Annotated in this window: 16 protein-coding genes; 10 read left to right on the plus strand and 6 right to left on the minus strand. The window is 33.2% G+C overall.

The features are described 5' to 3' along the window. Nucleotides 1-3 precede the first annotated feature (3 nt). From BM246_RS15630 to BM246_RS15640, 3 genes are read right to left on the minus strand one after another with little or no spacing between them, the layout of a single operon-like run. Nucleotides 4-2724 (minus strand): T9SS type B sorting domain-containing protein, encoded by a 2721-nt coding sequence (locus BM246_RS15630; RefSeq protein ID WP_074939165.1) that lies wholly within the window; start codon nucleotides 2722-2724, stop codon nucleotides 4-6. Between the two features lie 29 nt (nucleotides 2725-2753). Further along, nucleotides 2754-3578 (minus strand): ABC transporter permease, encoded by an 825-nt coding sequence (locus BM246_RS15635; protein ID WP_074939168.1) that lies wholly within the window; start codon nucleotides 3576-3578, stop codon nucleotides 2754-2756. Between the two features lie 20 nt (nucleotides 3579-3598). Beyond that, on the minus strand, nucleotides 3599-4495 hold the full coding sequence (locus BM246_RS15640; RefSeq protein WP_042502939.1) for an ABC transporter ATP-binding protein: 897 nt from the start codon (nucleotides 4493-4495) through the stop codon (nucleotides 3599-3601). Nucleotides 4496-4723: 228 nt separating this feature from the next. Here BM246_RS15640 and BM246_RS15645 point away from each other — a divergent pair, with 228 nt between their 5' ends. After that, the gene (locus BM246_RS15645; RefSeq protein ID WP_042502937.1) at nucleotides 4724-5791 is read left to right on the plus strand and encodes a hypothetical protein; all 1068 of its coding nucleotides are present in this window, start codon (nucleotides 4724-4726) and stop codon (nucleotides 5789-5791) included. Between the two features lie 9 nt (nucleotides 5792-5800). Here the strand turns inward: BM246_RS15645 and BM246_RS15650 are convergent, their stop codons facing one another. Beyond that, entirely contained in the window at nucleotides 5801-6037 is a 237-nt protein-coding gene (locus BM246_RS15650) for a hypothetical protein (RefSeq protein ID WP_074939170.1), read from the minus strand. Nucleotides 6038-6173: 136 nt separating this feature from the next. On the opposite strand from BM246_RS15650, the gene BM246_RS15655 reads away from it, so the two are divergent. The 7 genes from BM246_RS15655 to BM246_RS15685 all read left to right on the plus strand — a co-directional run bounded on the left by BM246_RS15655 (nucleotide 6174) and on the right by BM246_RS15685 (nucleotide 18124). Then, nucleotides 6174-8129: a peptidylprolyl isomerase gene (locus BM246_RS15655; RefSeq protein WP_074939173.1), complete on the plus strand. Its 1956-nt coding sequence runs from the start codon at nucleotides 6174-6176 to the stop codon at nucleotides 8127-8129. Further along, entirely contained in the window at nucleotides 8130-8984 is an 855-nt protein-coding gene (locus BM246_RS15660) for a hypothetical protein (protein WP_042502933.1), read from the plus strand. After that, nucleotides 8947-10416 carry a peptidylprolyl isomerase gene (locus BM246_RS15665; RefSeq protein WP_074939175.1) on the plus strand — a complete coding sequence of 490 codons (1470 nt, stop codon included), beginning with the start codon at nucleotides 8947-8949 and terminating at the stop codon, nucleotides 10414-10416. The genes BM246_RS15660 and BM246_RS15665 overlap by 38 nt, the downstream gene beginning before the upstream one ends. Nucleotides 10417-10420: 4 nt before the next feature. Next, complete coding sequence (locus tag BM246_RS15670) at nucleotides 10421-11374, plus strand: AAA family ATPase (protein ID WP_042502932.1); 954 nt, start codon at nucleotides 10421-10423, stop codon at nucleotides 11372-11374. A gap of 25 nt (nucleotides 11375-11399) precedes the next feature. Further along, nucleotides 11400-12536: an acyltransferase family protein gene (locus tag BM246_RS15675; RefSeq protein WP_074939178.1), complete on the plus strand. Its 1137-nt coding sequence runs from the start codon at nucleotides 11400-11402 to the stop codon at nucleotides 12534-12536. Between the two features lie 235 nt (nucleotides 12537-12771). Beyond that, nucleotides 12772-15549 (plus strand): bifunctional aconitate hydratase 2/2-methylisocitrate dehydratase, encoded by a 2778-nt coding sequence (locus BM246_RS15680; protein WP_074939180.1) that lies wholly within the window; start codon nucleotides 12772-12774, stop codon nucleotides 15547-15549. A 304-nt stretch (nucleotides 15550-15853) separates the two neighbouring features. Next, the gene (locus tag BM246_RS15685) at nucleotides 15854-18124 is read left to right on the plus strand and encodes an aconitate hydratase (RefSeq protein ID WP_074939182.1); all 2271 of its coding nucleotides are present in this window, start codon (nucleotides 15854-15856) and stop codon (nucleotides 18122-18124) included. Between the two features lie 233 nt (nucleotides 18125-18357). On the opposite strand, the gene BM246_RS15690 is transcribed toward BM246_RS15685, so the two are convergent. Continuing rightward, the gene (locus tag BM246_RS15690) at nucleotides 18358-19179 is read right to left on the minus strand and encodes a hypothetical protein (protein ID WP_052415211.1); all 822 of its coding nucleotides are present in this window, start codon (nucleotides 19177-19179) and stop codon (nucleotides 18358-18360) included. 210 nt (nucleotides 19180-19389) lie between these two features. Here BM246_RS15690 and BM246_RS15695 point away from each other — a divergent pair, with 210 nt between their 5' ends. Then, complete coding sequence (locus BM246_RS15695) at nucleotides 19390-21633, plus strand: efflux RND transporter permease subunit (protein ID WP_074939184.1); 2244 nt, start codon at nucleotides 19390-19392, stop codon at nucleotides 21631-21633. Between the two features lie 24 nt (nucleotides 21634-21657). Here the strand turns inward: BM246_RS15695 and BM246_RS15700 are convergent, their stop codons facing one another. Then, nucleotides 21658-22371 (minus strand): hypothetical protein, encoded by a 714-nt coding sequence (locus BM246_RS15700; RefSeq protein ID WP_042501056.1) that lies wholly within the window; start codon nucleotides 22369-22371, stop codon nucleotides 21658-21660. 330 nt (nucleotides 22372-22701) lie between these two features. On the opposite strand from BM246_RS15700, the gene mazG reads away from it, so the two are divergent. Beyond that, nucleotides 22702-23475, plus strand: a complete 774-nt coding sequence (gene mazG, locus BM246_RS15705) for a nucleoside triphosphate pyrophosphohydrolase (protein ID WP_042501059.1) — start codon at nucleotides 22702-22704, stop codon at nucleotides 23473-23475. Nucleotides 23476-23622 lie beyond the last annotated feature (147 nt).

Below are 23622 nucleotides of genomic sequence, written 5' to 3' on the forward strand. Positions count from 1 at the left end.
AAGTTAATATTTTAAAGTAAAATGATCTTTATGTATACGACCATCTTCCAGTTGAATAACAAACCAATAATCATCGGCAGGTAATAATGCGCCATTGAAGCGACCGTTCCATCCGGTATCTTTTGGACTTAATGTTTTTAATAATTTTCCGTAGCGGTTATAAATTAAAATTTCCGAATTAGGTTGATTGTCACTTGATATGCCGTAGATTTTCCATGTGTCATGAAAACCATCATTATTAGGTGTGAAAAACTTTGGAAACCCTATAACATGGGCTTTTTGATTAACAGCACCACAATCGTTTTTTGTATCGTTAACAGAAACCGTGTAAACCCCAGGGAATACATTTTCGAAAACCGGCTCGCTTTGGTATGGAGCAATTACCACATTATTGCTGTTTAATAATCTATACTCATACTCGCCTTCACCCGAAGCCATAACGGTTATGCTATTATTTGTAGATACATCTTTAATTTCAATGTTATCTATGGTGGCAATATTGGCGCCTTCAATAGTTATGGTTCTAGTTTTAGAACATCCAACGGCGTTGGTAACGGTAACAGTATAAGTGCCAATTTCGTTAATGTCTATGCTGTATGTGTTCTCTGATGTAGACCAGTTATATGTGTAATTACTAGAGAAACCGTTTGTTAAGGCAGCGTTTATAGCAATAGTTTCCGGGAATTTATTAATGCAATAGTAAAATAAAGCTTCGGTTTCTATTTGTGGCAGTTCATTAACCGTAAGTTTAATTTCGCTTATGCCGTAACAATTATTAGCATTTTCTATACGTGCAAAAAGTGTTTGTGAGTAAGCCGTTGTATTAGTGTAAATGTTATTTAAAGCATTTTGTTCTAATAAGGCATCGTTGTAATTTTCAAAATACAAAATGGTTAAACCAGCAGGTAATCCATCTGTAAGTTGTGCATCTGCATTATTTAAATCAAAGGATTGAAAACCATCTTCAGTGCCATCATCATCACATAAAATTAATTCTGCATCTTTAGAGTCGGTGGAGCTTACGGCAATAGTTAATTCAGAATTGTCAAAACAAGTGGTTGTTGGATTGTAAACTTCAACATAAATAATTTGAGGGTTTGAGGTGTTGTTGTAGCTTGTGCCATCTATTTCTAAAGTTCTCGCACTATCTGAATAAAAACGAGTTTCTAAGTCGGCTACATTTCCTGTTAAGGCTTCATTGGCTTGAGTTAAAACAAACGTTGTTCTATCATCTTTTAATCCATCTTCATCACATTGTAGTAGCGTGTAATCGAAGGCTTCGGGGTTTTCGTTAAAATTAACGTAAGCTTCTCCCTCTAAAGCACAATCGCCATTATTCGGGTCTATGTAAACTTCATAATGTCCGCTGGCATTAATAAATAGGCTAGCACTTGTTTCTGCAAGTGGTAAGCCATTCATAGACCAAGTATAGGTGGCCCCGGCAATATCATCTGCAGCAAGGGTATAGGTGTCGTTTTCGCATAAATCTAAATTAATAGTACTTTTTGAATTCTTTATAATATCAATTTTTGTATTGAAAAAAGACTGAATAAATGGAGGTAAACCTTGCGAGGATAAATTAGGGGATAAGTTTACAGCATTATGCTGATAGTTACTAGCCGGGCCTAATTCGTTTGGGTTATTTATTACACCTAAATATGGTAAGCCTTGTCTGTATGTGGCACTTAATGCTCTGTATATTTTTCCGTTTGGAGCAAGCTGTAAACCACCTCTAAAAAGACGCCTGTCGTCTAGCGTTATCGCGGAATTCACAATATCTGTTGCAAGTAAGTTGTATTGTATAAGTTTAGACTCGTGATTGCTTGGGTCTTCGCTAGCTTGTGGATTGCTGTTATCCGAGAAGTCGTTGTATGTGCTTACATAAAGTAACTCACTATTTGGTGAGAATTCTAGTCCGTAAGCTTTGTTTGCAAAACCAGTAATGGGTATAGGCAATTGGTTGCTAACAATACCTGTAGCTACATCAAAATCGTATAAATACATACCATTTGATACATGGCTAATGGCTACCTTGGTGCCATCTGGCGATAGTTTTAAATAGCCTCGATAATCTATAAAAATGGAAGATGGTAATTTAAAAGTAGATTTAATTGGTTTGTTTTGTACACCAGCACTATCAACTTCATAGGCATAAAAGGTGTCTAAATCTCCTGGGTTTCCATCGATTGATGCATAGGCAATTACCCAAATAGAATTGGTGATACAATCTTTTAAAACAGCGGTGATCTTTTCAGAACAATCGTTTAATAAATTAACGTTTTTAGTAGTTACTTCACCTAAGCCACCATCTAGAGTGATATCAACTTCAGAATAGTTTAATCCAAAATGGGATTCATTATTATTGTGGTCGTCTACGGTGAAGATGAAAAAGATATTTTCGTCGTTAGGTTTTGGGACAATAATAGCCGATTGCGTACTAGAAGGATCTCCAAATAAACCACTACCGTTGTTCATGATGTCGTGGTTTCTATTCCAAACGGTTGTACCATCGGTATAGAAAAGTAAATCGCCGAATTCATCCGAAATGGTTGCGCAACCTTCAAAAGTATTTAAATTTCCATCAGTAAGCGTGGTAATACTGTTAGATGCTAAATCGAATTTAATGCCGCTGTTATAACCAAAATACCAGGTAGATGCTTCACTTTGAGCATAGATATTAAATCCAATTAACAAGAATAAAGCGAGTAGTATATTTTTTTTCATCTAAATAATAGCAATAGCTATCAAATATATTACAAATCGCGCTTTTTTAATAATTTAAACGATAAAAATACAAATAGAGCGGTCCAGCCAAGAACAATGGCAATTTCATACCAATGCACTAAATAATCGTATGCTAATTCTGCCTTTTCAGGGAATTTGGACATGGCCACACGTTGAAAAGGTTGTTCTATTAAATTGTACATAGACTGTAGCGGAAAGAAATTTTGAATTTTAGTAGCCACATGATGATCGAATTGCCAGGTAATTAATCCGAAAATAATCCATTCAGAAATAAATAAAATAAATAAGAAAGCCAATGCAAAAGCAGAACGTTTTACAAGCATTCCGAAAAATAAACACAAGCTAAAAAAGCCTAATAATTTCACGAAATAAGCTAATAAAAAATTTGTTTCTCTAAAGATAATGTCAATCTGGTCATAGCTTGAATAATACATGCCAATACAGAATGAAATAAGACCAATAAGCACAGTGGAAATAAGCGAAAAGAAAGCAATAGCATAGAATTTAGATAAAATAAACTCCTTTTTACTTAAGCCGTCAATTAGGTTTTGTTTTATGGTTTTGTTGCTGTATTCGTTCCCGATCATGCTTACCACAACAATCGCGAAAAAGAATTTAAATTGCGAAGCAAAAAATGTGGTTAAATGCCAAATTATAGGAAAGTTGAAAACGCCTAATTCACCAAGTTCTAAAGTGAAAAAGCCAAAAACATTAATTTTTATAGAGGATAAAAGAATAACGAAAAACGGTAAAATAAACGACACAAAAATTAAAACTTTGCTGGTTCTATTTAGTAAAAGCTTTTGTAATTCTAGGTTTAAAAGTCTGAACATGAGTTTTGCTTTTGGTTGTTTTAGTTATTATCTGTTAATTGTAAAAATTGCTCTTCTAAACTTTCTTTACGCTGCACTAGATGGGTAAGAATTATACCGTTTTCAAAAAGTTGTTTATTAAAATCTTCCGAGCTCAATGGTTCTTTAAGAAAAGCCGTTATTAAACCACTATCGGTTTTTGTATTCGAGAATGATGGATGGTTTTCAATAAAAGCAAGCAGTTCAGTTTCTTTATTACATTTCAATTCAAAAAAGCCATGGCTAGAAATCATTTCATCTACACGGCCAGAATATAATTTCACACCTTTACGCAAAACAACAACGTGCGAGCAAACTTTTTCAACTTCATCTAATAAATGCGAAGCCAATAAAATAGTAGTGCCTTTAGCAGCAATTTGCTTTATAATTTCTCTAATTTGGTGAATACCTTGTGGGTCTAAACCATTTGTAGGTTCGTCTAAAATTAATATTTCGGGGTCGTTCAATAAGGCAGAGGCAATGGCTAAACGCTGTTTCATACCTAAAGAATAGGTGCTGAATTTATGATTTTTTCGATCTAAAAGTCCAACAACTTCTAGTTTTTCTTCAATTTTATTTAAACCAACACCTTTTATTTTACAAACCAGTTTTAAATTTTGTTCAGCCGTCATGTACGGATAAAAATTTGGGCGTTCAATAATGGCGCCTACCTTTTTTAAAGCATCGTGTGTTGAGGTATTACCATCAAACCAATGAAAGCTCCCCTCCGTTTTATTTACTACGTTTAAAACAATACCTAAAGTGGTCGATTTCCCGCTGCCATTTGGTCCTAAAATGCCGTAAACATTGCCTTTGTTAATGGTGAAAGATAAATCTTTAACGGCTGTTAAATAACCGAATTTTTTGGTGAGATTCTTGATGGTTAATATAGATTCCAAACTATGTAGTTTTTAAAGCCTGCATTTTTTTAAACGCCGGCATGTGTTAGTTTTTTAGTACGACGACCCGTTTTCTAATTTGTTACAAGAAAAGAAATAAAAGATTAATATATAAGGAATAGTATTGTCAATATTAATTTTGATTATTTTTAAGATGAATAAATAATAAAATGAGGAGATTATTTTAATTAGCCGAAAATATTTTATTTTTAGATATATTTACATGCTATGGAAGATTTAAAAATATCGAAGAGGAAACCATCGTTTCCGATTACTGAAAAATTACATAATTATCTTTTGGAATATAATAGAAACACAAAAATTCCAATTTTTTATGATGATTTGTTACGTTTTCAAGGTTCGATAGTAGTTTATGATAAGGATGATAATGATACGTTATGGATTCGCGTATATTATAATGAGTTTGAGCGTCAGGAAATTGAGCAATCTCTAAAGAAAGTATATACCATTCTGCATTCTGATGGAAATGAAAATATTTTTCAATTCCTTAGTGTTGATGCTATAGATTTTTGCACCTTCGGAAATTCGAAGCCTTTTCGGATTAAAATTCGTAATATTTTAAACGATAATTATACTTATTTTTATATTAAAACTGCCGATGCCTCTCGTGTTTATGGTTTAGAATTGGAGCATATGCTTTCGCCATATAATTTGAATTTTTTAGTTTACGAGAACACATTAATAGAAGAGCATATTGCCGGAATTCCTGGAGATGAGTTTATAAAAAACTTTTTACCAAAATGTAGTAATTCAGAAAAAACACAGATTGCTAAAGAGTTTGTAAAGTTTAATGAACGTTGTATGATTAGGCTTTTAGGAGATATGCGATCTTACAATTACGTTATTGTGCCAACGCACGATTTTGACCATGTGGTGTATAAAATTCGTGCCATCGATTTCGATCAGCAATCTTACGAAGGAAAGTTAAATATATACAGACCTCAGTTTTTTAAAGAGAATTTTAAAATGGTAGAGTTAGTTACCGAGCGCGTACAGAAATTCTCTATCGATCAATATAAAATTGAAGAGCGTTCTATTTTAGTAAAACGACTAAAAAGTTTTAAAGATAGAATAGAAGAGTTGCTAAACTGTATGTATGAAGATACTATTTCCAACGAAGAGAATATTGCTTTATTAAAGTCGAAAATATTCGATTATACTCAAGATATTGAGTTTAAAAACTGTAAAAATATGGGTGATATTTTAAAAAATACGCTTAGATTTTTAACCCACAATTACGAGAATGTTAATCCAAAAGGGTTTTACAATAATTAGAAGGTTTTATCAAGCTATATAAACTTGTCCTCGGTGCGGTTTTAGGGCATCGCGAATGGGTTTCATATCGGCCTCATCAACAACTAAAAAGGCAATAGCGTGCATTTCGCTTAAAATTTCAACACCAGTTATTGTAATATCTAGTTTTTCTATACTAATGTATTCTTTTAAATGAATAAGGTGGTGTTCTGCTGTTCTTTGTCCGTTTGGCCCTCTAAAATCCCAGATAAGTTTAAGTTTGCGCATGCTTATTGTTGTGGTTTTCTGGTTCAAATATACTTCAAAAACTGTAATATTTATGTTTTTTAAACGTTTGTTAAAGCAACTTGCTTTATAGCTTTATATTACTATTTTTGTTTTTATTAAAAATTGATATTTTCAAATGAGGTTTAAATATTTTTTTATTCAAATTCCGTTCTTTTTTTGTTTGTTTTTAAATGCTCAAACAGTAGATAAAGAGGTGTTACTAGAAGTTGGTGGCGATCCGGTTTATGTATCTGAATTTATGAATGTTTATAATAAGAACTTAGATTTAGTTCAAGATGAATCTCAAAAAGATGTCGATGCTTATTTAGAACTTTTTACAAATTACAAACTAAAGTTAAAAGAGGCAAAAACACTTGGCTTAGATAAAAAGCCCAGTTATAATCGCGAATTATTAACTTATAGAAAACAATTGGCTAAAAATTTCATGACCGATAATACGGTTACCGAAGCTTTAGTTGAAGAGGCTTACCATCGTATTTCTAATGATGTAAAAGCACAGCATATTTTAGTTTTATTATCTGAAGATGCTGCTGCGACAGATACTTTAGCGGCTTTTAATAAAATAACCAAATTGCGCGAAACTACTTTAATTGAGGGTTTTGGAAATGTAATGACGCAAAAAGCCGATGGTAAAACAATAATAGCAGAACAACTCGGTTGGTTCAATGGCTTTAAAATGGTTTATGCTTTTGAGAATGCTGCTTTTAATACTGCAGTAGGCGAAACATCTCAACCTTTTAGAACACGTTTTGGATACCATATTGTTAATGTACAAGATAAACGTGAATCACGTGGCGAGCGTACAGTGGCCCATATTATGGTTGTAGATAAGGAAGATGATGCTACTGCCGAGAATCCGGAAACTAGAATTCAAGACATTTATAAAAAAATAAACCAAGGTGAAGATTTTGAGGCTTTGGCTAAACAGTTTTCAGATGATAAAAGTTCTGCTTCAAAAGGTGGGGTGATGCCTCCGTTTTCTGGAGGACAGTTAAGTGCTGCAAAATTTGAAGATGTTGCTTTTAGTTTGGAAGATGTTGGGGCGGTTTCAAAACCATTTAAAACACAGTACGGCTGGCATATTGTTAAACTATATAATAAAAAGCCAGTTGCAGATTTTAAAGATATTAAAACGGAATTGGTTCAAAAAGTTCAGCGCGATGAGCGCTCTAAACGCATTGATGATGCTTTGTATAGTAAGCTAAAGAAAATGTATAATTTAAATAATGAGGAACCTAATCTCGATTATTTTGTTTCGGTTTTAAAGGCTGATTACTACAAGCGTAAATGGAAATTGCCATCAAATTTTGAAGCCGATAAGATATTGTTTACTATTGGTGAAACAAATTACACTTATAAAGATTTCGGGAATTATCTTGTAAAAACACAACGTAATCTTCGTGATAGTGTACCGTTTAATCATATTGTTTCAGAAAAATATACTGAGTTTTTTAATAAAAGTTTAGTGGAGTATCACGAAGCGCATTTAGAAGAAGTAAATTCAGAATTTGCAAATGTTATTAACGAGTATAGAGATGGGTTGTTGCTTTTCGATTTAATGGAAAATACCATTTGGAATGCTTCAAAAACAGATTCTTTAGATATTCAGGAGTTCTATAATTCGAATAAAAAAGAATATATTTTACCCGAAAGAATTGATGCTGTTGTTGCTTCTTCAACTAAACAAAAAACGTTAAAAAAGGTTTCTAAATTGCTAGAGGAAAATATGTCTTTAGATCGTATTAAAAACTTAGTGAATAGTAACGATAGTGTAGAAGTTATTTTCACATCAGGTATTATGGATGCCGAACATCAAGCACTTCCAAAAGGATTTAAGTTCAAGAAAGGTATTTCTAAAATTTTTAAACATCATGATGCTTTCGAAGTGGTTCAGGTAAAAGATATTCTTCCGGAAACTGAAAAAACTTTAGAAGAAGCAAAAGGGGCTGTAATTTCAGATTATCAAAATGAAAAAGAAGCCAAATGGGTTAAATCACTAGCCGATAAATACAAAGTAGTGGTTAATAAAGATATCTTGAAAAAGGTGAAGTCTAAAATAGAAAAACAATAGATGCAGAAAATTATAATTTTAGTTCTTTTATCATCAATTATGGTGTCTTGCGATTTCTCGTTAAAAGAAGAGGGGAATCTCGAACCCATTGCTAGGGTGAATAATTCTTACTTATACAAAGAGGATGTGTCGGAATTGGTTTCTGAAGCAGTTACAAAAGAAGATAGTGCTGTTTTAGTGCAAAACTATATCAATAATTGGGCTACAAAACAGTTGTTTTTAGATGGTGCATTGCTTAATTTAAGTGAAGAAAAACAAGCAGGATTCGATAAGTTGGTGGCGCAGTATAAAACAGATTTATACACAAAGGCTTATATTGAAGCCTTAGTAAGTAGAAATCTAGATACGGTTGTTAATCGAAGCATGGCAGAGGCATATTATGATAAAAATAAGGACGTTTTTAAGTTGAATGAAGAGTTGCTGCAGTTTCGATATATTCATGTAGACGAAAACATTATTGACTACAGTGGTATTGAGAAAAAATTTAAGCGTTTTAATGAAAAGGATAAAAGAGAACTAGATTCTATGTCTATTCAGTTTAAATCTTATTCTTTAAACGACTCTATTTGGATAAAAGCAAGCCAAGTTATTAGTAAAATTCCTGCGATTACGCCCGAAAATAAAAATCAACTGTTAAAAAAATCTAATTTTGTACAGCTCAAAGATTCATTAGGAGTATATTTGATGCAAATTAATGATGTTTTATTACGAAATGATACGGCGCCGCTAGAATTTGTAACGCCAACAATTAATCAAATTGTTAGAAATAAGCGTAAATTAGAACTTATTAAAAAATTAGAAAAAGACATTACTAAGGATGCTATTAAAAATAAAGAATTTGAAATTTATAAATAACCTAAAATTTACTACTGTTGCTTTACTATGTTTAGGAAACGCAGCATTTGCACAAGAAATTATTGAAGAGGATGTTGTTGCAAAAGTAGACTCTACAACCTTAGTACAAAACACTAAAAGTGATGTGCCAAGCAATTACAAAAAGCAAAAAGTAGATGCAGTTGCTGCTGTAGTTGGTGATTTTATTGTGTTAGAATCTGATGTGGATAAAACCTATTTACAATTAGAAGCACAAGGTGTTAATGTCAAAGATATTGAACCTTGCCAATTATTTGGTAAGTTACTAGAGGACAAATTGTATGCGCATCACGCTATACAGGATAGTATTATAGTTTCAGATGCTGAAATTCGTAGTATGGTAGATTACCAAATGGAACAGTTTTTAGCTGAACTAAATGGTGATATGAAACGTTTATTAGCGCTTTATGAAAAGGATACAGAGAAAGCAGTTCGTGAAGAAATGTTCGAAATTAATAAAAAGAATAAGTTAGCTCAAGAAATGCAAGCTAAAATTGTTTCGGAAATTGAAGTGACTCCCGAGGAAGTTCGTTTATTTTTCTCTAAAATACCTAAAGAAGATCGTCCAACATTTGGAACGGAGCTTAAAGTAGCACAAATTGTTTCGGAACCTAAAGTTTCTGAAGAAGAAGAACAACGTGTTATAGATAGATTGAAACAGTTTAAAGCAGATATTATAGAGAAAGGTGCAAGTTTCCGTTCTAAGGCGGTATTGTATTCTGAAGATCCTGGTTCTGCGAGTCGTGGAGGAAAATATACGCTAAATAAGAAGAAACCAAGAATGGTTAAAGAGTTCCGTCAAGTGGCTTTTGCACTTCAAGAAGGAGAGATTTCAGAGCCATTTAAATCAGACTTTGGTTACCATATTATTACTGTAGATAAAATTAGAGGTCAAGAGTACGATGTAAGTCATATTTTACTAACGCCTAAAGTGTCAAGTGAAGCTATAACAGAAGCTAAAGAACGCCTTGAAAAAGTAAGAGAACGTATTGAAAGTGGTGCAATTACTTTTGCAGATGCTGCTCGTGAGGCTAGTGATGAAAAAGAAACTAGAAATGATGGTGGGCAATTAATTAACCCAGCGACTCAAGATTACAACTTCGAATTAACTAAATTAGACACAGAATTATATTCTCAAATTCAAGATTTAAAAGAAGGAGAAGTTAGTTTAGTTTTAACAGAGCAAGACAGAACCGGAAATGTTAAGTTTAAAATATTAAGAGTAACCGATAGAATCAATGAGCATGAAGCAAATTATGCTCGCGATTACTTAAAAATTAGAGAACTTGCTCTAGACGAAAAGAAAATTAAAGCGATCGAAGATTGGCAAACAGAGAAAATTGAAGATACTTATATCAAGATTGGATCTAAATATAGAGATTGCGATTTTTCTGGTAACTGGTTAAAAAAATAAATCTATGTCCGATGTAGCTGCCATTGAACAATTTGTAAAACAATTTAAAGCATTAAAAACCGAAGTTGCCAAGGTAATTGTTGGTCAAGATGCTGTTGTAAACCAAATTTTAATTTCTGTGTTTTCTGGAGGTCACGCCTTACTTATTGGTGTGCCTGGATTAGCAAAAACCTTAATGGTAAATACTATTGCACAAGCGTTAGGTCTAGATTTTAAACGTATTCAGTTTACTCCGGATTTAATGCCTAGTGATATTTTAGGTAGTGAAATTCTAGATGAAGATCGTCGTTTTAAATTTATAAAAGGACCTATTTTTGCTAATATTATTTTAGCAGATGAAATAAATAGAACACCTCCAAAAACGCAAGCCGCACTCTTAGAGGCTATGCAAGAGCGTGCTGTTACTGTTGCAGGGCACCATTATAAACTAGATTTACCTTATTTTGTATTAGCAACTCAAAACCCAATTGAACAGGAGGGAACTTACCCGTTACCTGAAGCTCAGTTAGACCGTTTTATGTTTGCTATTAATTTAGATTACCCAACTTTTGAAGAAGAAGTACAGGTTGTAAAATCGACTACAAATGATAATAAGGTTAAGGTAAATGCTTTGTTCTCGGCAAAGCAAATTGTCGATTTTCAACATCTAATTCGTCGTATTCCTGTTGCAGACAATGTTATTGAATACGCGGTTGCTATGGTTGGTAAAACAAGACCAAATAGCGATCAGGCTCCAGAAATAGTTAAAAATTATTTAGACTGGGGAGCAGGTCCAAGAGCTTCTCAAAATTTAATTTTGGCAGCCAAAACACATGCAGCTGTAAATGGTAAATTTTCTCCGGATATAGAAAATGTACAAGCCGTTGCAGAAGGTATATTAAGACACCGTATTATCAAAAATTACAAGGCCGAAGCCGAAGGTATTTCAGAGACAGATATTATTAAGAGTTTGTTCTAAACGTTTTATACAAGAATTCTAACCCATGTCTATAAATGCAAAGCATAGAATTTTTGGATTAGACGTTGTTAGGGCTACAGCCATATTACTCGTGTTATGCTCGCATTCCACGCTATTATTATTTCCAAATGAATCTCATTTTATTATTACCATAGTCCAATTTTTTGGGGCTATTGGTGTCGATTTATTTTTTGTATTAAGTGGATTTCTTATAGGAGGTATTATTATCAAAAACATAGATAATAATAAAACTACACCGAGAGATTTTATTCAATTTTGGGTTAGGCGTTGGTTTAAAACGTTGCCAAATTATTTTCTAGTCCTTCTGTTAAACATCAGCGTGTTTTATCTTTTTAATAAAGAAATTATAGATGGTATAGGTGATTTTTTTGTTTTTATTCAAAATTTTAAAACAGAAATGCCCGACTTTTTTACAGAATCGTGGAGTTTATCTATAGAAGAGTTTGCATATCTTTTGGTGCCTGTTTTACTTTTAGCGGCTATTCATTTTAGTAAAACGGCTTCGAAAATTAAATTGTTTGTCCTAGTAACTTTGGGCGTTATTTTTGCCGTATTTTTAGCGCGTTTGTTATTTTATTTTGATAATGATATAACATCTTATAAAACATGGAGCCATCAAGTTAGAAAGGTTGTTATTTATAGAATTGATAGTATTTACTACGGGTTTTTAGCGGCTTATTTTTTCACTAAAGGGCGTTTATTATGGAATCGGTATAAAACAAGCGCCTTTATTTGTGGGCTTATTTTGTTTTTTTCTATGCATGGCTTTATCTTTATTTTTAATAGTGAACCACAAACGCATCCATTATTTTACACGGTTTTTTACTTACCGTTTTTATCTATAAGCTTACTCTTATTATTTCCTGTTTTTTCTAATTGGGAAAAAGGTCTCTTACTCAAAGAACAAATTACTTTTATAAGTTTAATTTCCTACGCGCTCTATCTTTTAAATTACTCTTTAATTTTACTTCCGCTACAGCGAATATTTAATGTTGAAACCTTTTCAAGCATTGAAAAAGTGATGATTTTAGTGTTCTACTGGGGAGCATCATTCTTTTTTTCTTATTTACTTTATACGTATTTCGAAAAACCGATAATGACTTTTAGGAATTCACGATTTATTAATAAGTATTTTTGTTAATTACTTAAGATATTGCTATTTTTTTTATTAAATACGTGAAAAATAAATAGTCATATTAATTTAAAATGGTATTATAATAATTAACTATAATTAGTTGTTGTATTACGCTGTTTCTTTTTAAAACTTTGCTTTAAATTTTTTAAGTTTGCAAGACTTAAAAAAATAAACTTAAATAAACTATCCGGCTCTGAATTTGGTAATTCGAGCCTAAACTAACACCGTAAATATTTCTTTCATGAATACTTATAAGGATTACATTAAGCAGATCGAAGAACGAAAAGGTCAAGGGCTTAACCCACAGCCAATAGATGGCGCTGAATTACTTAGCGAAATTATTGCGCAAATTAAAGATGTAAATAATGAATATAGAGAAGATTCTCTAAATTTCTTTATTTATAATGTTTTACCTGGAACCACGAGTGCTGCTGCTGTAAAAGCTAAGTTTTTAAAAGAAATTATTCTTGGTGAATCTGTTGTAGAAGAAATTACACCGGCTTTTGCTTTTGAACAATTATCACACATGAAAGGTGGACCTTCTATTGAAGTTTTACTTGATTTAGCTTTAGGTGAAGATGCTGCTATTGCTACAGATGCTGCAAAAGTTTTAAAGACACAAGTGTTTTTATACGAGGCAGATATGGCGCTTTTAGAGAATGCTTACAAAGCAGGAAACCCAATTGCCAAAGAATTATTAGAAAGTTATTCGCAAGCTGAGTTTTTTACAAAACTACCAGATGTTGAAGAAAAAATAGAAATAGTAACTTACATCGCAGGTGTAGGTGATATTTCTACAGATTTATTATCTCCTGGTGCAGATGCACACTCAAGATCAGATCGTGAATTACACGGTCAATGTATGTTTGAGCATAACAAAGACATGCAAAACGAATTGTTAGCTTTAAAAGAGCAACACCCAGATAAACGTGTGATGTTAATCGCCGAAAAAGGTACTATGGGAGTTGGATCTTCAAGAATGTCTGGTGTAAATAACGTAGCGTTATGGACTGGTGTTCCTTTTAGCCCTTACGTGCCATTTATCAATTTTGCGCCAGTAATTGCTGGTACAAATGGTATTGCGCCAATTTTTTTAACAACTGTTGGAGTAACTGGAGGTATTGGTATCGATTTAAAAAACTGGGTACAAAAGAAAGATGCAGAAGGTAATACTGTTGTAGATGCTGATGGAGAACCAGTTTTAGAAGAAGTGTATTCTGTAGCTACAGGTACGGTGTTAACGATTAATACAAAAACAAAAAAATTATATAACGGAGATAAAGAGTTAAAAGATATCTCAGCTGCATTAACGCCACCAAAAATGGAGTTTATCAAAGCAGGAGGATCTTACGCTGTTGTTTTTGGTAAAAAATTACAAACTTTAGCTTGTAAAATATTAGAAATCGATATTCCTCAAGTATATGCACCTTCTAAAGAAGTATCTGTTGAAGGACAAGGTTTAACAGCTGTTGAAAAAATATTCAACAAAAATGCCGTTGGAAATACTCCAGGTAAAACATTACATGCAGGTTCTAATGTGCGTGTTGAAGTAAACATTGTAGGGTCTCAAGATACTACAGGTTTAATGACGTCTCAAGAATTAGAGATGATGGCAGCGACTATCATTTCTCCAATTGTTGATGCGGGTTACCAATCGGGTTGTCATACAGCTTCTGTTTGGGATGATAGATCTAAGGCTAACATTCCAAGATTAATGAGTTTTATGAACGATTTTGGTTTAATTACTGCACGTGATCCTAAAGGACAATATCACGCGATGACCGATGTTATTCATAAAGTATTAAATGATATTACTGTTGATGATTGGGATATTATTATTGGTGGAGATTCTCACACACGTATGTCTAAAGGTGTTGCTTTTGGAGCCGATTCAGGAACTGTTGCCTTAGCATTAGCTACAGGTGAGGCTACTATGCCAATTCCAGAATCTGTAAAGGTTACTTTTAAAGGTGAAATGAGAAGCTTCATGGATTTCCGTGATGTGGTACACGCTACACAACAACAAATGTTAAAGCAGTTTGGTGGAGAAAACGTATTCCAAGGAAGAATCATTGAGGTTCATATTGGAACGCTTACTGCCGATCAAGCTTTTACATTTACAGATTGGACTGCTGAGATGAAAGCTAAGGCTTCTATTTGTATTTCAGAAGAAGAAACATTGATTGAATCATTAGAAATTTCAAAAGGTCGTATCCAAATCATGATTGATAAGGGTATGGATAATGACAATAAAGTACTTCAAGGTTTAGTTGATAAAGCAAATGCTAGAATACAGGAATTAAAGACAGGTATTAAACCAGCTTTAAAACCAGATGCTGATGCAAACTATTATGCTGATGTTGTTATTGATTTAGACGAAATTGCTGAACCAATGATTGCCGATCCAGATGTAAATAATGATGATGTATCGAAACGTTATACACACGATACTATTCGTCCATTATCTTTCTACGGAGGAACTAAAAAAGTAGATTTAGGTTTCGTAGGGTCTTGTATGGTACACAAAGGGGATATGAAAATATTAGCTCAAATGTTGAAAAACATTGAAGCACAACACGGTAAAGTTGAATTTAAAGCACCTTTAGTAGTGGCCCCTCCAACATATAATATTGTTGATGAGTTGAAAGCTGAAGGCGACTGGGATGTTTTAGTTAAATACTCAGGATTTGAGTTTGATGATAGCGCACCAAAAGGTTTAGCACGTACTAAATACGAAAACATGTTGTATTTAGAGCGTCCAGGTTGTAACCTTTGTATGGGTAACCAAGAAAAAGCAGAACCAGGAGATACGGTAATGGCAACATCTACACGTTTATTCCAAGGTCGTGTTGTAAAAGATACTGGCGAGAAAAAAGGTGAATCTTTATTATCATCTACACCAGTTGTAGTACTATCTACAATTTTAGGTAGAACACCAACTATGGCAGAGTATGAAGCTGCTGTTGACGGTATTGTATTAACGAAGTTTAAACCTTCTACAAAGCAACTAGTAAGCTAATTAAAAGGTTTTATTATAATATCTTAAAATCCTGAGTCTTTAGACTCGGGATTTTTTTGTTTAATACAGTTAATTATATTTTTTTTCAAGTTAAGTTCAAAAGCGTAAAAGTGGTAATTTCGAAATTATATCAAAAGACGTACATCACCTTGTATTTATTAATTCTTGAAGTTAAGTATTCGAAAAGCGATGATGGTCTTAGAAATTATTAAACGTTATCAAAATGTGAAAATATGATTGTAATAATTCAATATTTTGTACATTGTAGTAATTAAAATTCAAATAACAAAAAAACAAATATTTTATGGCATTTGACATCGACATGATTAAGGAGGTTTATACCAAAATGGCTCAACGTGTAGACAAAGCACGAAGCATTGTAGGTAAACCATTAACACTTTCTGAAAAGATTTTATATTCTCACTTGTGGGACGGAAACCCTACCAAAGCATTCTCGCGAGGTAAGGATTATGTAGATTTTGCGCCAGATAGAATTGCTTGCCAAGATGCAACAGCACAAATGGCTCTTTTGCAATTTATGCAAGCCGGAAAAACTAAAGTCGCTGTACCAACAACGGTGCATTGCGATCACTTAATACAAGCTAAAGATGGTGCAGCAACCGATTTAAAACACGCCAACTCTGTGAGTAGCGAAGTTTTTAATTTCTTAGAATCTGTATCAAATAAATACGGTATTGGTTTTTGGAAACCAGGCGCCGGTATTATTCATCAAGTCGTTTTAGAAAATTATGCATTCCCAGGAGGAATGATGATTGGTACCGATTCCCACACAGTAAATGCTGGTGGTTTAGGTATGGTCGCAATTGGTGTTGGTGGAGCCGATGCGGTAGACGTTATGGCCGGAATGGCTTGGGAACTTAAATTCCCTAAATTAATTGGTGTTAAGTTAACTGGTAAATTATCAGGATGGACAGCGCCAAAGGATGTGATTTTAAAAGTAGCCGGAATTCTTACTGCAAAAGGAGGAACTGGAGCTATTGTAGAATACTTTGGACCTGGAGCAACATCAATGTCGTGTACAGGTAAAGGAACCATTTGTAATATGGGAGCCGAAATAGGCGCTACAACCTCTACTTTTGGGTACGATGAGTCTATGGAGCGTTATTTACGTGCAACCGATAGAAGCGATGTTGCAGATGCTGCAAACGCCGTTAAAGAACATTTAACGGGAGATGCTGAAGTATACGCAAACCCAGAACAATATTTCGATGAACTTATTGAAATTAATTTATCAGAATTAAGTCCATTATTAAACGGACCTTTCACGCCAGATTTATCTACGCCAGTTGGTAAGGATATAAATGAGAAAGCAACCGCTAACGAGTGGCCTTTAAAAGTAGAATGGGGTTTAATTGGTTCTTGTACCAACTCATCTTACGAAGATTTATCTCGTGCATCATCCATAGCACAACAAGCCTTAGATAAAGGTTTAAAAATGAAATCGGAACTAGGTATTAATCCAGGATCAGAGCAAGTACGCTACACAGCAGATCGTGATGGTATTTTAGGGATTTTCGAAAATCTAGATGCAAAAATATTTACAAATGCCTGCGGACCATGTATTGGACAATGGGCAAGATATAGCGATCCAAAAAACGCACCAAAAAACAGCATTGTACATTCGTTTAACCGAAACTTTGCTAAACGTGCCGATGGAAATCCAAATACACACGCCTTTGTAGCTTCTCCAGAAATTACTGCAGCCATTGCCATTGCAGGTCGTTTAGACTTCAATCCAATGACAGATAAGTTGATTAATGAGAATGGTGAAGAAGTGATGTTCGATGAGCCAACAGGATGGGAATTACCACCAAAAGGATTCGAAGTAAAAGATAATGGATACCTAGCACCAGAAGCCGATGGTAGCCACGTACAAGTAAAAGTAGCCGAAGATTCGGAGCGTTTACAATTATTAACGCCATTTACACCGCTTGGTAACGATATTTCAGGTGCAAAACTATTAATAAAAGCCTTTGGAAAATGTACCACCGACCATATTTCTATGGCAGGGCCATGGTTACGTTTCCGTGGGCACTTAGATAATATTTCAAACAACTGCTTAATTGGAGCCGTTAACGCATTTGGTCAAAAAACAAACTTTGTTAAAAATCAAATAACAGGAGATTATGGTGGCGTGCCAGATACAGCACGTGCTTACAAAGCCGCAGGAATTAAAACTGTTGTTGTGGGCGACCATAATTACGGAGAAGGATCCTCTCGTGAGCATGCAGCCATGGAGCCAAGGCATTTAGGTGTTGCCGCTGTAATTGTAAAATCGTTTGCGCGTATTCACGAAACAAACCTTAAAAAACAAGGGATGCTAGGTTTAACATTTGCTAACGAAAGCGATTACGATTTAATTCAAGAAGATGATACGTTCAACTTCACAGATTTAAATGCCTTTGCACCAGACAAGCAATTAACCTTAGAGGTAGTTCATGCCGATGGCAGTAAAGATGTTATTAAATTGAATCACACTTATAACGATGCGCAAATCGATTGGTATAACGAAGGTTCTGCCTTAAACTTAATTAAAAAAGAAAACGGAGCATAGTTTTCTAAAATCATAAAAAATAAAAATCCGGCTTTCTAGCTGGATTTTTTGTTTTAAAACGGTTTCCTGTTTTAGAATTGGTATTTGGGCGTTACCTAGGTCCTGAAAAAAAAATCAGGACCTAGGTCGGGCTTTCCGTTGCAAGTCCTCGCACTTCCTTCGTCAGGCTGTGGGCTTTTCTCTGCAATCCCTAACGCGGGCGTATTAGCCAAAAGGATTTATTAGTCGAAGTTTTATTCACCTTCAATAGCTGTTTTTTTTAATTCACGCTTATCCAAAACACTTCTTATTTTCTTATAAACAAGAAGATAAACTGTAGCTGCTCCAAACGAAATAAGAGTACCAACATAAATTCCATGAAGTGGATAAACTATAGAAATAACAAGCGAATAAATTATTAATGAAAACATACCAATAGGAACATTTTTTATCACCGTATGCACATGTTCTTTAGAATATGTAAAATGAATAATTAGCATAAGCGGAAACAAAGTTGTCGGAAATGCAGAGAAAAGTCCTGCCCAAGTTGGACCAACAAATTTGGGGACACTCGTAATTACTAAAATAATTAAAGCAGCAAAAAAGGCGCGCACAAAAAGAATTTTATAATTAAGTTTAGCCTTAGTTTTTATGTTAATATTTTCAATACTTTTAAAAAGACGAATAAACAAAAATGAGAAAGTAATTGGGATTAATATGGCTATATATTTATTAATTTCTATAAGGTGTAATAGCGAAACTACAGCAAAGTAAGCCGTTATAGCCGATAAAGAAGATAGCAAAATATTAAACCTTTTAAAGTATCTAGAGGCTATGTAATACACATAAACAAAAGTTAAAGCAGCCGTTAAGCCCATCATATTATAAACAGCGCTTTTTGCAGCAAAATCAGGACTAACTTCTAAGCCAAAGAAAAATAAAGTGATAGCAGATCCCGTTGGGTATCCCGATAAAATACCAGCAACTTTTGGGCTTACATTTTCAGCTAGTATTGATAAGCCGATAACAAAGGCGATAGCCACTAATAATTTAATTATGAATAATAATTCTATCATTTTACTATTATTTATTTGTTGCAAGCTTGTTATAGAAAAATATCCATTTGCTTGATAACATGATTTAAATTAAGCTTCAAAATTAGAACAATCTATTGGTTTCTTTTCAACAAAACTTCTGCTATTTTAAGTAGAATAGAGTAAAAGGCTATTAAAGTAAAATTGTGCTTCGTATCTTGTATGCTCTAAGCTAAATAGAGGCAATTACATATGATTGAAAAACTCTTAAAATACAGATATATCTACATAGTCATATTAATTTTACTTGTAGTATTTGCAGCAATAAAAGCGCCGAATATTGAGGTAGATACCGATATATCTCAGTTTTTTCATGAAGATGATGCCGATTACACTTTTTATCAAGACATGAAATCGGAATTCTCTAGTCAGGATAATTTAATTCTATTAGGCGTTAAACATCAAGATTCTGTTTTCAATTTGGAATTTCTTAATAAAATAGAAGCGCTAACCGATAGCTTAAAACAGATTCCGAATATAAAAAAGGTAAATAGCTTGCTAACGCTGTCTTACCCAATAAAAAGTATGTTTGGTATTATTGGGGTACCGTATTTAAAAATTGAAGATAGCGGTAAATTAGCCTATAATAAAAAGAAAATTTTAGGCGATGAGTTACCTAAAAGCTTTATTAATAGACAAGGCGATGCGTTGTTTTTATGGATAGAAACCGAGCCAAACTTAGAGACTAAACCCTTAGATAAATTAATAGGAGATGTTAATGCCTTAAGAACCGATTACGGCGAACTTACCACGTTTTTATGGGGAAGAGAAGTTATTGATGTTTCGTTTAAAAACATTCTTATTAAAGAGATACTGACGTTTAGTTTTTGGATTTCTATTTTTTTATGTTTGAGTTTAATTTTCATATTTAAAAAACCAGCAGCTATTTTATTTCCCATAGTGTTGGTTGTTGTGGTTATTATTTTGTTTTTGGGAGGTATGGTTACTTTGGGGAGACCTATAAGTACCATGTCTAATTTATTTCCAACTATTATTTTAATTGTAGCGGTTTCCGATGTTATTCATTTGTGCATAAAATATGATATTGAAGCTAAAAAAGGATTATCATCTAAGCAAGCAACCAAAAATGCGTTAAGCGAAATTGGGTTTACAACCTTAATCACATCGTTTACAACAGCAGTTGGTTTTTTAGTATTGTATATGTCTCCCATGCAGGCAATGCGAAATTTTGGAGTTGAGTCGGCTATTTTAGTGATTTTAACCTTTGTTTTAACGCTTATCTTTTTGCCTATATTTTTTAGTGGTCTAAAAAAGAGAAATTTATTTACCATCAGTAAACCGTTTACGGCATTATCTACGAAGCTGTTTAAAAAGCTAGATTTAATTTATAAATATCAAAATACGGTACTTGTTGGGTTTGCTGTAGTTCTTGCTCTGAGTTGTTATGGAATGACTTTAATTAGTACAAATGGGAGTCATTATTCGTTTCCTGAAAAAACAGATTTATACAGCAGTTATAAATTCTTCGAAAATAATTTTGGAGGTTCTCGTACGTTCGAGCTTGTGCTTTCATCTAAAAATGAAAAGAAATTAAATGAGCCTGAACTTTTAGAAACGGTTTATGCTATTGATAATTACCTAGCGGAACATCCTAATTTAAACGATGTAAAATCACCTGTAAATTATTATCAAATTATGAGTCAGGCGTATTATCCAAATACCTATAAAGAACGACCGTTACCTCTAGATATTAAGACTATTAAAAAATATGAAAAGGAACTAGCTTCACTTTTAAAGAAAGATTATTTAGCTAATAAAAACCGAACTATTTTTAAATTTAATGCCCAGATGAAAGATTTTGGAAAGCATGATATTGATGCCATCCATACTGATATTTTGGCACATGTAAATAGTTTAATTGCTAATAAACCAATAGAAGCAAGGCTATCTGGTATCGATATGCTTATCGATATATCTCAAGAGAAAAGTATAGAAAATACATTTTTCGGACTTTTGATTGCCATAATAATTGTGTCTATTACTTTAGGAATAGTTTATAAAAATATGGCTTTAGGTATTTTGGCTGTATTCCTTAATTTAATCCCGTTGATTATAACGGCTGGAATTATGGGGTTTTTTAAAGTCGATTTAAGAGCAGAAATTGCACTAATTTTTACAGTTGGTTTTGTTATTGCTGTAGATGATACCATTCACCTTTTAAGTAAATTTCAATGGGAACGTAAAAAGGGAGGCTCTGTAGACTATGCTATAAAAACGGCGGTTTTAGAGTGCGGAAAAGCTATTTTGGCTACCAGTATTATTCTGGTTGGTGGCTTTTTTATTTTAATGAGTTCAGGATCGTTAGAAATTTTTATACTCGGTTTATTGGTAGGGCTTATTGTGATTATAACCTTATTTGTAGATTTAGTTCTGGCTCCGATAGTTATATTAAAATGGTTTAAAAAGTTTCTTTAAAAAGAACTTAAATATTGTTGTGGGCTATCTTATTTGGTAGATGGAAAAATTACTATCTGTTTTTCCTCCAAGAACATCGACAGTTAAAATAGCTGGTAATCCGAGTAATCGCGAAGATGTTAATTTGAATTCAATAGTATCACCTACGCTTAAATCGGTGGTAGCGGTTACGGATCTAATCGGCGAAGTTGATACATCTGTTAATATTAAAGGTACGGAGACAACAACACTAGTATAACTTTGCTCAGCTATTAAAATATTATTTTTGTAAATACCGATGCCGTAATCTGTACTTACACTAATTAATGTAGGATCTACTTTTATTTGCGCGTTAATAATATATATACCTTCCTGTTTAGCTGTAAATGTATTTGTAGTTAAATCGAATTCATCGTTATTGTCTACTTCTTCACTATCAAATGTTATTTTAGAGCTTCCAAGAGTAAGTGATAAGGTTTGAGGGCCTCCACTAGAAAATGAAGCCTTAACTATTGTTGGTAATGCAGCATCTATAATATCGTTGGCAAGTACCGTGTTAACAATGCCTGATTTAGAAATAACTAAAATAGAATCTTGTATAACTTCTATATCGTTTTCGTTTACAGTACTTCTTACTTTAAGTGTACCATTTACATCTAGCATAGCTTCGGGGCTAGTGGTGCCAATTCCTACTTGGGCAAATGATACTGTAGACAGTAAGAATAATAATACAGGGAATATAGCATGTAATTTCCTCATGATATTTTGTTTTGGTTGATCTTCGGGAGAAAGATTCGATTAAAATAATAAAAAATAAAATAAAATTCTGACAATAATAGTGGTTTTTCGACTACGTGTATGTTTTTTGTCGAGGTTTTATAAAAAGTAGAAGTAAATTTTAATTATTAAGATAATTTATATCGTTTTTGCGAGAAAATTAAACTGTAAGCTTGATTGTATATTAGTATTAGGTTACCGCCAATTCTTTTAATATCAATATGAACCCCAGCATTATTTTCTTCCTGTAAATTAAAATTATAATTAGTAGAAACTGTATTTTTACAAAAAAGAATACAATTTCAATTTCTCATGAATTCTAGAGCAAATCAACTAACAGCATTCGATAGATTATTAACTATTATGGACGAGCTTCGTGAGCAATGCCCATGGGATAAAAAGCAAACCATGGAAACGCTTCGTCATTTAACCATAGAAGAAACGTATGAGCTGGGTGATGCTATTTTGGATAAAGATTTAGAGGAAGTAAAAAAAGAACTAGGCGATGTGCTTTTGCATATTGTATTTTACGCTAAAATTGGTAGCGAAACTAAAGATTTTGATATAGGTGATGTTTGTAATTCTATCTGTGAAAAATTGATACACAGACATCCACATATTTATAGCAATGTAAAAGTTGAAAACGAAGAAGATGTTAAAAGAAACTGGGAAAACTTAAAACTTAAAGAAGGAAAATCTAGTGTTTTAGAAGGCGTACCAAAAAGTTTGCCTGCACTTGTAAAAGCAGGACGAATTCAAGAAAAAGTAGCTGGTGTAGGTTTCGATTGGGAAGAACCTTCTCAGGTTTGGGAAAAAGTAGAAGAAGAGCTTAATGAGTTTAAAGTAGAAGTTGAAGTAAACGACCAAGATGCTATGGAAAGTGAATTTGGAGATGTTTTGTTCTCGCTGGTAAACTATGCACGTTTTAAAAATATTAACCCAGAAAATGCTCTAGAACGTACTAATAAAAAATTTACTAAACGTTTTCAATATCTAGAAGAAAAAGCTAAAAGTTTAAATAAACCATTGAGAGACATGACGCTTGCCGAAATGGATGTGTTTTGGGAAGAAGCCAAAAAACTATAATATTATAAAACAAGCGTTTTTTACGAATTGTATTTATCTTAACATGGTTAATTTGCTATTGGGGTTCATTTTATTTAAATTTGCATCATGGTAAAAGGCATACATGAGAAAAGAAATATCAGAATCTTTAACTTCAACTTTCTAGTT

This window comes from Algibacter lectus (genome assembly GCF_900112395.1).
In the GTDB taxonomy this organism is placed as follows: domain Bacteria; phylum Bacteroidota; class Bacteroidia; order Flavobacteriales; family Flavobacteriaceae; genus Algibacter; species Algibacter lectus.

Coding starts and splice junctions, on each gene's coding strand:
- BM246_RS15630 (WP_074939165.1), bottom strand. CDS start 2,724: ATGAAAAAAAATATACTACTCGCTTTATTCTTGTTAATTGGATTTAAT.
- BM246_RS15635 (WP_074939168.1), bottom strand. CDS start 3,578: ATGTTCAGACTTTTAAACCTAGAATTACAAAAGCTTTTACTAAATAGA.
- BM246_RS15645 (WP_042502937.1), top strand. CDS start 4,724: ATGGAAGATTTAAAAATATCGAAGAGGAAACCATCGTTTCCGATTACT.
- BM246_RS15650 (WP_074939170.1), bottom strand. CDS start 6,037: ATGCGCAAACTTAAACTTATCTGGGATTTTAGAGGGCCAAACGGACAA.
- BM246_RS15655 (WP_074939173.1), top strand. CDS start 6,174: ATGAGGTTTAAATATTTTTTTATTCAAATTCCGTTCTTTTTTTGTTTG.
- BM246_RS15660 (WP_042502933.1), top strand. CDS start 8,130: ATGCAGAAAATTATAATTTTAGTTCTTTTATCATCAATTATGGTGTCT.
- BM246_RS15665 (WP_074939175.1), top strand. CDS start 8,947: ATGCTATTAAAAATAAAGAATTTGAAATTTATAAATAACCTAAAATTT.
- BM246_RS15670 (WP_042502932.1), top strand. CDS start 10,421: ATGTCCGATGTAGCTGCCATTGAACAATTTGTAAAACAATTTAAAGCA.
- BM246_RS15675 (WP_074939178.1), top strand. CDS start 11,400: ATGTCTATAAATGCAAAGCATAGAATTTTTGGATTAGACGTTGTTAGG.
- BM246_RS15680 (WP_074939180.1), top strand. CDS start 12,772: ATGAATACTTATAAGGATTACATTAAGCAGATCGAAGAACGAAAAGGT.
- BM246_RS15685 (WP_074939182.1), top strand. CDS start 15,854: ATGGCATTTGACATCGACATGATTAAGGAGGTTTATACCAAAATGGCT.
- BM246_RS15690 (WP_052415211.1), bottom strand. CDS start 19,179: ATGATAGAATTATTATTCATAATTAAATTATTAGTGGCTATCGCCTTT.
- BM246_RS15695 (WP_074939184.1), top strand. CDS start 19,390: ATGATTGAAAAACTCTTAAAATACAGATATATCTACATAGTCATATTA.
- BM246_RS15700 (WP_042501056.1), bottom strand. CDS start 22,371: ATGAGGAAATTACATGCTATATTCCCTGTATTATTATTCTTACTGTCT.
- mazG (WP_042501059.1), top strand. CDS start 22,702: ATGAATTCTAGAGCAAATCAACTAACAGCATTCGATAGATTATTAACT.